Source organism: Sphingomonas sp. (assembly GCF_036388215.1).
GTDB lineage: Bacteria > Pseudomonadota > Alphaproteobacteria > Sphingomonadales > Sphingomonadaceae > Sphingomonas.
In genome coordinates, this window is the sequence record NZ_DASVSH010000001.1 from 46,217 (window position 1) to 60,256 (window position 14,040).

General features: G+C 66.4%; 15 protein-coding genes and 1 pseudogene. 2 read left to right on the top strand and 14 right to left on the bottom strand.

What is annotated here, in order from left to right; genetic code table 11:
- Positions 1-269 precede the first annotated feature (269 nt).
- From VF617_RS00225 to trbB, 11 genes are read right to left on the bottom strand one after another with little or no spacing between them, the layout of a single operon-like run.
- A complete protein-coding gene (locus VF617_RS00225; protein WP_331012839.1) occupies positions 270-488 on the bottom strand; it encodes a DUF2274 domain-containing protein in 219 nt (72 codons plus the stop codon).
- Positions 485-1,699, bottom strand: coding sequence for a TrbI/VirB10 family protein (locus tag VF617_RS00230; protein WP_331012840.1), 1,215 nt, complete (start codon positions 1,697-1,699; stop codon positions 485-487). Before VF617_RS00230 ends, VF617_RS00225 begins: the two co-directional genes overlap by 4 nt.
- On the bottom strand, positions 1,696-2,700 hold the full coding sequence (gene trbG, locus VF617_RS00235; protein ID WP_331012841.1) for a P-type conjugative transfer protein TrbG: 1,005 nt from the start codon (positions 2,698-2,700) through the stop codon (positions 1,696-1,698). The genes VF617_RS00230 and trbG overlap by 4 nt, the downstream gene beginning before the upstream one ends.
- Positions 2,697-3,380, bottom strand: a complete 684-nt coding sequence (gene trbF / locus VF617_RS00240; protein WP_331012842.1) for a conjugal transfer protein TrbF — start codon at positions 3,378-3,380, stop codon at positions 2,697-2,699. The genes trbG and trbF overlap by 4 nt, the downstream gene beginning before the upstream one ends.
- 4 nt (positions 3,381-3,384) lie before the next feature.
- The gene (gene trbL / locus VF617_RS00245) at positions 3,385-4,857 is read right to left on the bottom strand and encodes a P-type conjugative transfer protein TrbL (protein WP_331012843.1); all 1,473 of its coding nucleotides are present in this window, start codon (positions 4,855-4,857) and stop codon (positions 3,385-3,387) included.
- Position 4,858: 1 nt separating this feature from the next.
- The gene (gene trbK-alt / locus VF617_RS00250) at positions 4,859-5,212 is read right to left on the bottom strand and encodes a putative entry exclusion protein TrbK-alt (protein ID WP_331012844.1); all 354 of its coding nucleotides are present in this window, start codon (positions 5,210-5,212) and stop codon (positions 4,859-4,861) included.
- 10 nt (positions 5,213-5,222) lie between these two features.
- Positions 5,223-5,972, bottom strand: a complete 750-nt coding sequence (gene trbJ / locus VF617_RS00255) for a P-type conjugative transfer protein TrbJ (protein ID WP_331012845.1) — start codon at positions 5,970-5,972, stop codon at positions 5,223-5,225.
- A 5-nt stretch (positions 5,973-5,977) separates the two neighbouring features.
- Positions 5,978-8,404 carry a conjugal transfer protein TrbE gene (trbE, locus tag VF617_RS00260; RefSeq protein WP_331012846.1) on the bottom strand — a complete coding sequence of 809 codons (2,427 nt, stop codon included), beginning with the start codon at positions 8,402-8,404 and terminating at the stop codon, positions 5,978-5,980.
- Positions 8,405-8,411: 7 nt separating this feature from the next.
- Positions 8,412-8,690, bottom strand: a complete 279-nt coding sequence (locus VF617_RS00265; RefSeq protein ID WP_331012847.1) for a VirB3 family type IV secretion system protein — start codon at positions 8,688-8,690, stop codon at positions 8,412-8,414.
- On the bottom strand, positions 8,690-9,019 hold the full coding sequence (locus VF617_RS00270; protein ID WP_331012848.1) for a TrbC/VirB2 family protein: 330 nt from the start codon (positions 9,017-9,019) through the stop codon (positions 8,690-8,692). The genes VF617_RS00265 and VF617_RS00270 overlap by 1 nt, the downstream gene beginning before the upstream one ends.
- Positions 9,016-9,942 (bottom strand): P-type conjugative transfer ATPase TrbB, encoded by a 927-nt coding sequence (trbB, locus tag VF617_RS00275; RefSeq protein ID WP_414713924.1) that lies wholly within the window; start codon positions 9,940-9,942, stop codon positions 9,016-9,018. The genes VF617_RS00270 and trbB overlap by 4 nt, the downstream gene beginning before the upstream one ends.
- Positions 9,943-10,404: 462 nt before the next feature.
- On the opposite strand from trbB, the gene VF617_RS00280 reads away from it, so the two are divergent.
- Positions 10,405-10,689, top strand: coding sequence for a hypothetical protein (locus tag VF617_RS00280; protein WP_331012850.1), 285 nt, complete (start codon positions 10,405-10,407; stop codon positions 10,687-10,689).
- A 103-nt stretch (positions 10,690-10,792) separates the two neighbouring features.
- Here VF617_RS00280 and VF617_RS00285 read toward each other — a convergent pair whose 3' ends face one another.
- Positions 10,793-11,029: a YozE family protein gene (locus VF617_RS00285; protein WP_331012851.1), complete on the bottom strand. Its 237-nt coding sequence runs from the start codon at positions 11,027-11,029 to the stop codon at positions 10,793-10,795.
- Between the two features lie 236 nt (positions 11,030-11,265).
- Between VF617_RS00285 and VF617_RS00290 the strand changes: the two are divergent.
- Positions 11,266-11,605 (top strand): annotated as a pseudogene (locus tag VF617_RS00290) (hypothetical protein).
- A 36-nt stretch (positions 11,606-11,641) separates the two neighbouring features.
- Here the strand turns inward: VF617_RS00290 and VF617_RS00295 are convergent.
- Both VF617_RS00295 and VF617_RS00300 read right to left on the bottom strand, forming a co-directional pair.
- Positions 11,642-12,070, bottom strand: coding sequence for a CopG family transcriptional regulator (locus VF617_RS00295; RefSeq protein WP_331012852.1), 429 nt, complete (start codon positions 12,068-12,070; stop codon positions 11,642-11,644).
- Complete coding sequence (locus tag VF617_RS00300) at positions 12,067-14,037, bottom strand: conjugal transfer protein TraG (protein ID WP_331012853.1); 1,971 nt, start codon at positions 14,035-14,037, stop codon at positions 12,067-12,069. Before VF617_RS00300 ends, VF617_RS00295 begins: the two co-directional genes overlap by 4 nt.
- Between the last annotated feature and the right edge of the window lie 3 nt (positions 14,038-14,040).

A 14,040-nucleotide genomic window follows, 5' to 3' on the forward strand; every position in this document is an offset into this window, starting at 1 on the left:
AGGCTGCTTGGTCGTTGAACCTCGCAGGTCGGAAATCTCGACGATGGGTGCGACGACCCGTGCCGCGGCATGCTGCAGGGGAGGCATCGGCCGGACCCCGCTTGCTTGGGCGATGGCCCGGCATAGCACTAAAGTGGCGCAACGTCCGGTCGGTCACGTCGAACCGGATTCGTCGTCGAATGTTGGCTGAGACGTACGCTTTGTCGTTTCCGCATTCGAAACCGCCAGTCGGCCATCGGCCAAGTTCAAACCCTCATGCGCGCCACTCTTTAGACATGCCGACGCCTGACCTTCGTGAACTCGCGATCGCTCGCCATGAAGAGCGTCAACATGGGTACGATCAGCTTGGCCGGGCCTTGCGATCGCTGTCCGGTTGCCGCGGCATGTGCCTCGGCATAAGCGGTGAGGTCCCGAAAGACTTCGGCCGGCACGTCGATCGAAACCTTCACCGGTTTGTCATCGGCGATGGGCCCAAGCTTGAGGTTCATTTCGCGCCTCCTTCTGCCGGCGCCAGCACAATGTCGCGCGTCACGATCACCCGAAGCTGAAACCCCGGCCGAATCGTCAGCGTAGGCTGCACATTCATCTGCCGGCGAACTAGGTCCTGCCCGGCGCGGCCGATCGATTCTGACGAACCCTGGCGAAGGGCGCGAACCAGCTCGTCGTCATTGCCATTGCCGACCTCGGTGCCGACACTGAGCAATGTCGAGATCAGCGCTGCTCGAAACATCCCACCCCAATGCTGGTCGACGCGGTCCTGCAGCCCGGAATAACCCGAAGCGTCGGCGCCGGGGAGCCGGTCCAGTTGGATCGAGCGACCGTCGGGCAAGATGAGGCGATCCCAGGCAAGCAGCACGCGGTTTTGGCCGAACGATACCTGCGAGTCGTATTCACCGATCAGCCGGCTCCCTTGGGGAATCAACAAAAACCTGCCGGTCACGCTGTCATAGATATTCTGCGTGACCTGCGCGGTGATGGTGCCGGGCAAATCCGAACGGATGCCGGTAATCAGCGCGGCGGGAATGATGTTGCCTGCCTGCACGACATAGGGCGAACTCGGCTCCGCCACTCGAAAGCCGCTTTCGGCCTGACTGCCTTCGGAAGCGCGCAGGAAATTCCGCTTGGCGGCCTGATCGGTTCCGCCGCCGGGATTTGTCGGCGCTGCTGGCATGGCCGCGGCATTTGCGACTGCTGGGATTTGGAGCGATGGACTGGGAGCCGCGGCTGTCGAAGTGCCTGCGCCTTCTCCGCCGACAAATACCTTGCTGGTGCGCGCGGCGTCGCGCTCCTGGCGTGTTCGCTCGCGCGCAGCCTGAGCGGCGTTGACGGCTGGACCGGCCGGAGCCGGGGACGGCGCACCCATCGGAGGCGGCGTCATATCGACTCCGCGCTGCTGCGCGGACAGGATCGGCCTGCCGAGATCACCCGGCAGCGGTGGACCGAGTTTGGGCACCTGCGAATAGTCCTTGGGTGCGCTGGCCAGGCTGTCGGTTGTCGAGCGATTGTCGGTCGCGTAGAGCTCGGTTGGGCTCTTCGGCGCCGAGGGCTGCAGCGCGTAGATCAGCGCACCGCCGATGCCGGCGGTCGTGACCAGGCCAACCGCCGCCAAGGCCTTTCGCGATAGGCGCATCACGCGGGGAGGATCCCCGCGGAGGCGCAGGTCGGCCACGCCCACCGGCGGTTCAGCAGCGGCGTTCATTTGGATTTCTCCACCGGCAGGGCGCCGTCGCGCAGTACGCGCACCCGCTTCTCCGATTTGCCCGCCCCAAGCCGCAGTTCGGCGCCGGCGAACAGGCGGTCGACCACCAAGTAGCGGCCGCGGACACGATAATTGACGAGCTCGCCTTCGCCCTTGGCGCCCGCGATGAACAGCGGCGGAAGATCGCTCTGGCCGATGCTCGGCGGCAGCTCGATAAAGACTTGCCGCCCGTCGTCGAATGCGCGCAGCGGACGCCAGGGCGCGCGATCGCCTTCGATCCGATAGCGAAAGTTGAGGGCGTCGATGTCAATGCTGGGCACGACCGGCGCTGCGGCTGCTGCTTCCCGACTGCGCGCGGTAAGCGCGATCAATGCGTCCTGCGGATAGGTCCAGGAGACCGAGGCCATGTAGGTTTCGGGCGTCGAGCGCAGCTCGAGGTGATAGGTCCGCCGGTCGGTGTTGATGACGAGATTGGTGACGAGGCCGGTCCGTGTAGGCTTGATCAGGATATGGACGCGTTGCCCCGCTCCGGTCCCGCTCACCGTGTCGCCGATGATCCAGCGGACGGTATCGCCGGCCGCGACCGGGCCCGGCCCCACCAGCTGTTCGCCTTCCTGGAGCGCGATATCGGTGACCTGACCGGGCGCTGCATAGAGCTGATAGAGCGCGCCTTCGGCCCAGGGGTAGAGCTGAATCGCATTGAGAAACCCGTCCCGAACGGGCTGCATGCGCGCCGCGGCATTGGCGCTGCCGATCCGGGTCCTGGGGTCGGCCGGCTCTGCTATGGAAGGGGTCGAGATCGGCTTGAGCTGTCCGGGCAGCGGCAAGGGCTCGGGGATACGAATGATCTCGACCGCCTTGGGCTGTTCCGGTTCCGGCACCGCGGCGGGCGCATCGAACGTCAGCGGGCGCGTCTGGGCGTGGGACGAACTGCACGCGGCGAGCGGCAACGCTGCCAGCGCGAACAGGGTCGGCAGGATTGCCGTGCGAATGGGGGTCATTGCGAAAGCTCCTTTGACCAGTTGAGGGCGTTGACGAACACGCCGAGGGGGTTTTTGCGCAGGGCCTCGGGGGTACGCGGCGCCTGGATCACGACCGTCGCGATCGCCGACCAGCGCTCGGTCGCAGCGAGGCTCCCGTCCTGGTAGCGACGCTCGGTCCACGAGATGCGGAAGCTGTTGTCAGAGGCACGGATCACGCTCGATACATCGACCGCGACTTGCATCTTGCCGACCTGAGCAAACGGGTCGTTGTTGCGGGCATAGTCGTTGAGCGCGAGCGCACCCTTGGCAGTGGTGAAGTCATAAGCCCGCAGCCAGCTCTGGCGCAGCACGATCGGATCGGCGGGAATAGCCCGGAAATTCTCGATGAAGCGCGCCAGATGATAAGCGATCTGCGGATCGCTCGGATGATAGGCCGCATCAGCGGGGGCCACGGCCTGTGCCTCGCCGATCTTGTCGACCTGGACGATCCAGGGCGTGATGGTGCCGCGCATGGCCATGCCGATCAGCCCGGCGATGGATAGCGCGAGGAGGGCGAGCGCCGCGAAGCAGGCGAGCCGCCAGTTCCGGGCCTGAACGCGGCCAGAGCCGATGCGGTCATCCCATTCCTGCCCGGCACGCTGGTACGGCGTCTGAGGTTCGGGGGTTGCGCTATAGCGCACGGTCGATCGTCGAAACATGCATTCACTCCTTGTCGGTCACGCTGACGGAGGCGCCGGGGCCCCGGCTGTCGCCGCCGCGCAGCGTGTGGGTGGCGACGCTGGCGCCGTGGACGATCGCCTGATGGCGGCGCATCGACTTAGCCCAGGCGGGCGGTTCACTCCGGGGGGCGTCGGGTGCAGGCGACGCGGCCGCCGCTGCCTCGTCCGACGATGTCGGCGAGGGCGCCGCGCGTGACGCTTCGGCCCGGGCCAACGGAACGCCGCCGCTGTCGCGCTCGATCGGATCAGGGCCCGCCGGGAGTTTGGATACCCCGCCCGAGTCCCGCTCAACCTGTGACGGCGCGGTCGCGGTCGCGGCACTGCCACCCCCGCCCGCAGTGCCGCTTCCACTGCCCGTACCGCTGCCGGGCCCGGCGGACGCGCCGGGAGATCCGCCGGTTGCGCGTCGAAGCGGAGACATGGCGCTGTTTGCGGCGGTCCGGCCGACATTGCCGAGACCGGATGCGACGCCGGACATGCCCGACTTGCCCGCCGCGCCAGCGCGGTACGCGCTGGTCGCGGTGCTGACGGTCCGTCCCGCGCCGGCGAGCGCACCACCGGCTGCGCCGAGCGCTGCGCCGCCGGCGGCCGCGCCGGCTGCCATCACCCCACCTGCAGCAAGTGCCGTGCCCGCCGCAGCGCCGGCGCCGAGCTGCGGGCCGCCCGAAACGATGCCGCTGGCGATGCCGGGTCCGAAGATGCCAAGGCCGAGCAGGCACAGCGCGCCCAGGACGATCGCCATGGCATCTTCGATCGTAGGCTGCGCGTTGCCGATCGCGTCGGTGAATTCGGAAAAGAGCGTCGAACCGATGCCGACGATGACCGCGAGCACCAGCACCTTGATGCCAGAGGAGACGACGTTGCCGAGTACGCGCTCGGCCATGAAGGCGGTCTTGCCGAACAGGCCGAACGGGATCAGCACGAAGCCGCACAGCACGGTGAGCTTGAATTCGATGAGGGTGACGAACAGCTGGACCGCCAGCACGAAGAAGGCGAGCAGCACGATCACCCAGGCGAACAACAGCACGACGATCTGGATGAAGTTCTCGAAGAAGCTGATGTAGCCCATCAGCCCGGAGATCGAGTCGAGGATGGGGCGGCCTGCATCGAGGCCGACCTGGGCAACGCGGCCCGGCTGCAGAAGCTCGGCTGTGGTGAACCCCGTGCCGGAGGCCTTCAGGCCAAGCCCGGCAAAGCTCTCGAAGACGATCCTCGCGAGCATGTTCCAGTTGCCGATGATGTACGCGAAGATGCCGACGAAGAGGGTCTTCTTGACCAGCCGGGCGACGATGTCGTCGCCCTCGCCGAAGGTCCAGAACAGCGCCGCAAGCGTCACGTCGATGACGATCAGCGTGGTCGCGAGAAACGCGACTTCGCCCTGAAGCAGCCCGAACCCGGAATCGATGTAGGAGGTGAAGACCTCGAGAAACCGGTCGACGACGCCTGTGCCGCCCATGTCACTGCTCCTGCTGGCTATTGGCGATCGGGTCGTTCGCGAAGATCGCCGGTTCGGTGGATCTGCCGGGCGCTTCGTCCATCTCAGGCTCGCCGGGCTGCAATCTCCGCTGCCCGAGGAACCGCTGGCGGTTCTCGGCCCAGGCTGCGAGGCAGCCCGGGTCCGAGCCCGCCGCCTGCCCGGCCAACTGGCAGCTCCGAAGCTTTGCCTGGAGCGGGTCTGTGGGCAGGTCGGTCGAGAGGGTGGTGGAAGGCGATGACGGCTTCGGCTCCTCGCGCAAGGCGAGCAGACCCATCGCGAAGGCGGCGCCAAGGCACGCGAAGGCGCCAATGCGAGCCGGAAGCCGGAGGTTCATCGCCCAAACCTCAGCGGTGGAACATCTGCACCGGGGTCGGCCGGTAGCCGGTGCCCGGAGCGAGGAAGCGGCGGAGCTGCTCGCGAGCCTGGTCCTGCGCAGCCGCACGCTGCGATGCCTCGAGCGCCTGCGCTCGGCCCTGCGCCGCAACGACCGCGGTCAGGTCGGCGAGCTGGCGGGCTTGAAGCGCGAGGAGCTGGTTGCCGGCCTGCGCCGCCTGAAGCGCGCCCGACGCGGACTGGCTGGAGCCGACAATCCGGTCCATCACGTCGCGCGAGCCTTCGATGTTGCCGACGACGCCGGCCTGCACCTTGAGCGCGTCCTCGAAGGCGGCGACCGTGTCTTCCCAGCGGGCACGAGCATTGTCGACCAGCGCCTTGTCGGTCGCCGACATATTTGAGGCGCGGTACCGGCTGCTGAACGCCTGATCGATCGACTGGAGCGAATAGGCGATCCGCTGGGCGTTGCCGAGCAGCTGCTGCGTCTGGCGGACCTGCGCCTGGAGCTCGGTCAGCGCGGAGGTCGGCAGCGTCGCCAGGTTCTTGGCGTCATTGATCAGCGACTGCGCCTCGTTCTGCAGCGATTTGATCTGGTTGTTGATCTGCTCGAGCGTGCGGGCGGCGGTCAGCACATTCTGCGAATAGTTCGTGGGGTCGTAGACGACGCCGCCCAACTGGGCGTGGGCAGGGGCCGAGGCGAAGCCGAGTAACATCGCGGCGCCGGTGGACAGCGCGAGGCGGCGAAGAGACGAGGAACGCATGACAGTTACTCCTGGACAGTGAGGGGGAGAAGATCCGCGGCCCAGTCGAGGCCACGGGCGCGCAGCCACGCGGCGGCGAAGCCGGCGCGGCCATGGGCCTCGAGAAGTTCGGCGATGCGCCGCTGGTCGGTGCGCGACGATGCGGCGGCAAAGGCGAGCGCAACCTCACCCAGTCCAAGATCGAACAGGCGGTTGCCGCGGCGCGACTGGCAATAATAGTCGCGCTTGGGCGTCGCCCGGGCGAGGATCTCGATCTGGCGTTCGTTCAGCCCGAAGCGCCGGTAGATGGCGGCAATCTGCGGCTCGAACGCTCGCTCATTGGGAAGGAAGATGCGGGTCGGGCAGCTCTCGACGATCGCCGGCGCGATCGCCGACGTCTCGATATCCGCCAGGCTCTGGGTGGCGAACACCACGCTCGCATTCTTCTTGCGCAGCGTCTTCAGCCACTCGCGCAGTTGCTGCGCGAAGGCAGGGCTGTCGAGAACGAGCCAGCCTTCGTCGATGATGATCATCGTCGGCGCACCGTCGAGATGCGCTTCGATCCGGTGGAAGAGATAGGAGAGGACGGCCGGCGCGGAGGCGCTGCCGACCAGTCCTTCGGTCTCGAACGCCTGGACACGCGCCTCGCCGAGATGCTCGGACTCCGCGTCGAGAAGCTGGCCATGCGGCCCGCCGACACAATAGGGCCCGAGCGCCTGCTTGAGCTGGTGAGACTGTAGCAGCACCGCGAGGCCGGTGAGCGTCCGCTCGGGCACCGGCGCGGACGCAAGCGAGTTCAGTGCTGCCCAAAGATGCTCCTTGGCCTGCGGGTCGAGCGTCACTCCCTCGGCAGCGAGGATCGCTGCGAGCCATTCGGCGGCCCAGCTGCGTTCGGACAGATCGTCGATGCGGGCGAGCGGCTGCAGGCGGACACCATACGCGGCCTCCTCTTGCGGCGCGTGGCCGAGATCCTGCCAGTCTCCACCCATCGCCAGCGCGGCGGCCCGGATCGAACCGCCAAAGTCGAAGGCGAAGATCTGCGCATTTTCGTAGCGACGGAATTGCATCGCCATCAGCGCCAGCAGCACCGATTTGCCGGCGCCGGTGGGACCGACGATCAGCGTGTGGCCGACATCGCCGACGTGGAGCGAGAAGCGGAATGGCGTGGAGCCTTCGGTCCGCGCGAAAAATAGCGGCGGCGCATCGAAATGCTCGTCGCGGATCGGCCCCGCCCAGACTGCGGACAGCGGCACCATGTGCGCGAGGTTGAGCGTCGAGAGCGGAGGCTGTCGGACATTGGCGTAGACATGCCCCGGCAAGCTTCCGAGCCACGCCTCTACCGCGTTCATGCCTTCGGCGATCACGGTGAAGTCGCGGCCCTGCACGACCTTTTCGACCAGGCGCAGCTTCTCCGCGGCAAGGCCGGGGTCGGCGTCCCAAACGCTGACCGTCGCCGTGACATAGGCCTGCCCGACCATGTCGCTGCCGAGTTCCTGCAGCGCCAGATCGGCATCGGCGGCCTTGTTCGACGCATCGTTGTCGACCAGGACCGATGCCTCGTTGGTCATCACTTCCTTGAGGATCGCGGCGATCGACTTTCGCTTGGCGAACCATTGGCGGCGGATTCGGCCGAGCAGCTTGGTCGCATCGGTCTTGTCGAGCGTGATCGCGCGAGTGACCCAGCGGTACGGAAAAGCCAATCGGTTGAGATCGTCGAGCAGTCCGGGAAAGGTCGCGCTCGGGAAGCCGGTTACGGTCAGCGTCCGCAGGTGCTGGCTGCCGAGCCGCGGCTCAAGTCCGCCGATCAAGGGCTCGTCGGCGAGGATCGCATCCAGGTACATCGGGGTCTCGGGCACCCGGACGCGCTGGCGCTTGGTCGAGATCGTCGAGTGCAGATAGGTCAGCGTCTCGCGGTCATCGAGCCAGCGCGCTTCGGGCACGAAGCCTTCGAGCAACTGAAGCAGGCGGGCGCTGCGATCGACGAAACCAGCTACCAACTCGTTCGGATCGACGCCGCTGCCCGAGCGGCCCTCGTAGAGCCACCCCTCGGCGCGCGCGGCGTCTTCGGCCGGCGGCATCCATTGCAGCGTCAGGAAATAGGCGCTTTCGAAATGCGCACCTTCCTCGGCGAACTGCTCGCGGCGCTCGCGTTCCACCAACGCCGATGCCGGATCGGGGAAGGCATCCTCAGGATAATCATGTGCCGGCAGGCGCTGCGCCTCGAAGAAGATTGCCCAACCGGAGCCGAGCCGCCGCAGCGCGCTGTTGAGGCGGCCGGCGGTGGCGACCAGCTCCGCCGGGGTCGCAGAATCCAGATCGGGTCCGCGAATCGCGGCCGTGCGCTGGAACGAGCCGTCCTTGTTGAGCACCACGCCCGGACCGACCAGCGCCGCCCAGGGTAGGAAGTCTGCGAGCGTGGAGCCGCGCGCGCGGTATTCGCGGAGAAACATCATGGCCGCCTCACGCGCGCAGCAAAGCGGGGTAGCGCATGTGACGCCGCCCAACTTCGAGGAACTGGGGATCCCGGCGCGCAGCCCAAACGGCGATGGCATGGCCGACCGCCCAGAGGAGCAAGCCCACCAGCCACAAGCGCAGCCCGAGCCCGACCGCGCCAGCGAGCGTGCCGTTGACGATCGCCACCGAGCGTGGCGCACCGCCAAGCAGGATCTGCTCGGTCAGCGCGCGGTGGACAGGCGCGAAATAGCCGGGGATGGCCGCGCCGGGATCGAACGCTTCCATCAGATCAGCGCCCCGCCGCCGAAGCTGAAGAAGCTGAGGAAGAAGGAGCTGGCAGCAAAGGCGATGCTCAGCCCGAACACGATCTGGATCAGCCGCCGGAACCCGCCCGAGCTTTCGCCAAACGCGAGCGTCAGGCCAGTGACGATGATGATGATCACCGCGATGATCTTGGCGACCGGGCCTTCGATGCTCTCCAGGATCGACTGGAGCGGACTTTCCCAGGGCATCGACGATCCCGAGGCGCGTGCGGGGCCGGCGGTGAGCGCGACCAGGGCGCAGGTGTACAGAGCCACTCCGCGGGCGCGGGCGGCGGAAAGCGAGGCGTTCATTCGGACTCTCCGTTGGTGAGGTAGTGGAGGCGGTATTCGCCCGAAGGCGCGAGGCCTTCGACGCGGGCAAGTTCGGCGAGGCGCCGGCCGGAGCCGTCGCGCACCAGCACCGCGATCAGCCCGATGGTCTCGGCGATCAGTGGGCGCGGCACGGTTGTGACCGCTTCCTGGATGAGCTGCTCGAGGCGGCGCAGCGCACCGAGCGCGGTGCCGGCGTGGATCGTGCCGAAGCCGCCCGGATGGCCGGTGCCCCAGGCCTTGAGGAGATCGAGGGCTTCAGCGCCGCGGACCTCACCGATCGGAATGCGATCGGGACGCAGACGAAGCGACGAGCGTACCAGGTCGGAGAGCGTCGCCACGCCTTCCTTGGTTCGCATAGCGACCAGGTTGGGCGCGGTGCACTGCAACTCGCGCGTGTCCTCGATCAAGACGATGCGGTCGCTGGTTCCCGAGATCTCGGCGAGCAGCGCATTGGTAAGTGTGGTCTTGCCGCTGCCGGTGCCGCCGGCGACGAGGACGTTCTCGCGCCCGGTCACTGCGGCGCGGAGCGACGCGCACTGCGCGGCGGAGATGATGCCCGACGCGACATAGTCGTCGAGCGTGAAGACGGCGACGGCCCGCTTGCGGATCGCAAAGGCGGGTGCGGTCACGACCGGGGGCAGCAACCCCTCGAACCGCTCGCCTGACTCGGGAAGCTCGGCCGAAACACGCGGAGAGCGAGCATGGACCTCGGTGCCGACATGGTGCGCGACCAGGCGGATGATGCGCTCGCCATCCGCTGCTGACACCGTCATCCCGGTGTCGGCCAGCCCCGCTCCAAGTCGGTCGACCCAGAGCCGGCCGTCGGGATTGAGCATGACCTCGACAATCTCGGCATCGTCCAGCCAAGCAGCGATCGACGCGCCGAGCGCGGTCCGCAGCATGCGCGCACCGCGGCGCGAAGCTTCTGAACGGACTGGAGCTGCACTCACTGACCGGCACCCTGTTTTCAAGCCGGCGCGAGCTGCTCCGGCGACAGGGGTGACTAAGGAGGTACGAAAATTGCTCCTTGCAACAGCTACTTAGACTCGTCGCAACGTGGCGAACGAATGGAAAGATCCGGCGATGCGCTTGGCGCCCACTTGTGCCGTCAAGTCATCGTTGGCGGCTCTTGCTCCCGACTCGGCCATGATACCGTGACGTGTACCGGTGGCTCGCCACGTTGCGTCGGTTGCGCAGGTAGCGATTCTTATTCTTTTGGTTGACCGCCGCCTCGCCAGCTAAGCGGTGATCCGAAGCGACTTTGCGCAATGAACAAACCCGTGCTTCCGGGCTTGTGTGCTCAGACCGATCAACTGCAGCTGGAGCCGAAGCGCGCGCTCGGCGCCTGGAGGAATTGAAGAGCCATGGCGGAAGCAACCTGGGGCGAAGACACCAAGACCCCCGACATCGACTGGCGCATGAGCGCGGCTCTTGAGGACGTGCCGCGTGGCGATGGAGATCTTGCCGAGGTCACCAGCCTCGAGGGCGCAGTGCGGGCCTGGATCGAACTGGATCCCGAGCACAAGGCCGCAGCGACGTTGACGGCGGAGCGCCCGGTGCAGATCGATGGCGTATCTGCCACGTCGTTCAGCGGGGAAGGCATTTCCGTTCTCGCCGAACGTCTTCCCGGGTCGCCTGCTGGGGACTGATCCGATGCCTCGCCCCAGCGTCCGGTTCAAGATTGGTCGGCCGTTGGGCCGATGAGCGCGACGGTTCTAGGTTTGTCGACATCACCAACCTCGGTGTGGGTTGTCAGGCGTTTTGCCAGTCGGCCTCGGCATCATCGATAGCCTGAAAGGCGTCGCCGTCGGCCTGCTGCTTGCGGAGATGCGCCCGCACCGCCTCGGGATTGCCATCCTTGGGGAAAGTGCGGTCTGCACGTGCGGCATCGGCGATTCCGTCTATCCAATCACCGCGGTCGCGCTGTGTCAGAAGCCAGCGCCCAAACGACAAGCCATTTACGGCGTCGGGTTCCACTTGATCGATCATTTGCTGCACCTTCCTCGAATTGGGAAGCGCCTGGCATGTTCCCTGTGTGTTCCATAGCGGGGCGCGCTGCCGACGCAATCGGCAACTACGAGCGAAACCGGATGCGCACGCGAAAATCGACTTGCGATTTCGGCGCTTCAGATTTCGCCACCTGCCCATGATAGAGATGGCGTAGTGGTATTGCCGGGCACGTCGCTATAGCCGGGCAGTCCCAGATTAGGCATCCGGACGGACATATGGCACGCAAGCATTCGAAACATGAGCCCTATGGAGGCTTGCACCGCGAGGAGGAAGCTCCGGCGGCGGTCGTGGTCTGCTGGCTGTGTGGCCGCCCGACGGGCAAGACCATTGTCTGGCACCATCCCGTGCCGAAAAGCAGGGGCGGACGTGATGTCGTCCCCATGCACCCTATCTGCCAGCAGACGCTGATCGCCAACTTCACCAATTCCGAATTGCAGCGCCACGGGATGGATGTGGCAGGTCTCCTGGACAATCCGAACATTCGAAAATTTGTCGACTGGGTGGCAAAGAAGGATCCAGACTTCACCCGCGACCACGACGAAGAAGCAACGCTGATCGAGCAGCTTTTCGGCCCCCTTCATGCTGCCTGAACTATGAAATCCCGGCCGGTGCATCGATATCGTCGGAAATCTCGTTCTTGAGCCGCGGGCCGAATTCCATCCGACGATTGAGCGTCTCGACGAACCGCTCCCAGCGCTCCTTGCCCATCGCCTGCGCCGCGGCGAGCGCCGTGTCGGGAAGCGGCGGATTGTTCACGAGCCAGAACCGCACGAACAGGGCCAGTGTCTCGTTGGTAAGCTCGACATGCCAGGCGAGCTTGTCGGCCTGCCGCGTTATCCGGTCGAGCCGCCTGCTGAGCGCCGCCTCGAGATGCTCGGCGCTGTCTCCCGACAGGAACGATGCGAGTGCGGTCTCGACCACCAGCGCCTGGGTCACCCGCTTGCGCCCAGCATAGTCGGCCAGCTGCGCCGACAGGTCCGGCGGCAACCGGAAGGTGTGCTTGATGCGGAGCGCGCTCACAGGACGATCCCGTCGTCAGGATCGAGCGAGGCCTGCCTTGCGGATCCGCGCATCCGCTCATTCAGCCGTCGCGCCGCGATCTCCTCCTCGCTCGCTCCCTCCTCGAACTCGAACTCGCCGATCCGCGGCGCCGGAGGCGGGACGACCTCCTGCTCTTCCGGCAACTCGGGCTCGCGCCGGATTCCTCCATTGGCGGAATCATCTGATTCCGAGGGCGGGCTTCCCTTCGCATTTGCTCGGTCCGGGACCGGCAAGGTCGACCAGTCATTTGCGCGTGCCGGCAAGCTCATGGGCGGAGGCGGGTTCAGGACCCGGGAGGCAAGGCGCTGATCGGTATAGTATCGGACCTTGCGCGCGCGGATCGGATGGACGCCCGCCACCATCACGATCTCGTCGTCGGGTGGCAGCTGCATGACTTCACCGGGCGTCAGAAGCGCGCGGGCGGTCTCGGTCCGCGATACCATCAAGTGGCCGAGCCACGGGGAAAGCCTGTGGCCGGCATAGTTCTTCATCGCGCGCATCTCGGTCGCAGTGCCGAGGGCATCGGAGATCCGCTTGGCGGTGCGCTCGTCGTTGGTCGCGAAGCTGACGCGGACATGGCAATTGTCGAGGATCGCGTTGTTCGGCCCATAGGCCTTCTCGATCTGGTTGAGCGACTGGGCGATCAGGAAGGCCTTGAGCCCATAGCCGGCCATGAAGGCGAGTGCGGATTCGAAGAAGTCGAGGCGGCCGAGCGCGGGAAATTCGTCGAGCATCAGCAACACCCTGTGCCGCCCTGCCCTCGGCTTCAGCTCTTCGGTCAGCCGCCGTCCGATCTGATTGAGCAGGAGGCGGATCAGCGGCTTGGTCCGGCTGATGTCCGATGGGGGCACGACCAAATAGAGCGTGGCCGGCCGATCGGCCTCGACCAGGTCGGCGATCCGCCACTCGGATTTGCTCGTCACCCGCGCGACCACCGGGTCGCGATAAAGCCCGAGGAAAGACATGGCGGTGGAGAGCACGCCCGAGCGCTCATTCTCGGACTTGTTGAGCAGCTCGCGCGCGGCCGATGCGACCACCGGATGAACACCTGCGTCGCCGAGGTGGCGGGTCGACATCATTGCCGCGAGCGTGGCCTCGATCGGCCGCTGCGGATCGGAGAGGAAGGCAGCGACCCCGGCGAGAGTCTTGTCGGGCTCGGCATAGAGGACATGGAGGATCGCGCCGACCAGAAGCGCGTGGCTGGTCTTCTCCCAATGGTTGCGCCGTTCGAGCGACCCTTCGGGATCGACCAGCACGTCGGCGACGTTCTGGACGTCGCGCACTTCCCACTCGCCCTTTCGGACTTCAAGCAGCGGATTGTAGGCGGCCGATGCCGGATTGGTGGGGTCGAACAGCAGCACCCTGCCCATGCGCGCGCGAAAGCCCGCGGTCAGCGTCCAGTTCTCGCCCTTGATGTCGTGGACGATCGCCGAGCCGTGCCAGGTCAGCAGCGACGGGATGACAAGACCCACGCCTTTGCCCGAGCGGGTCGGCGCGAAGCAAAGCACATGCTCGGGCCCGTCGTGCCGAAGATAAGTGCGATCGAGCTGGCCGAGCACGACGCCGTCCTCACCGAGCAAACCGGCCTGCCGCACTTCGCGCGGACTGGCCCAGCGCGCCGAGCCGTACGTCTCCGCCACCCTGCGCTCGCGGGCGCGCCACACCGACATCGCGATCGCGACAGCGAACGCCGCGATGCCGCCCGAGGCCGCAATGAACGCGCCGCGGACGAAGATGGCAGGCGCGTAGGCGTCGTAGCTGAACCACCACCAGAAAAAGGCAGGTGGCGGGTAAACCGGGTAGCCACGGATCTCGAACCATGGCGGCCCGAGCTGGCTCTGGTAGCCGAGCGCTTGCGCCGTCCACTGCGTCGCGCCCCATACGGTGCCGAGTATGATCAGCAGCACGACGCTCACTTGCCCCCAGAGGATCTTCGAAGATTGCATAAG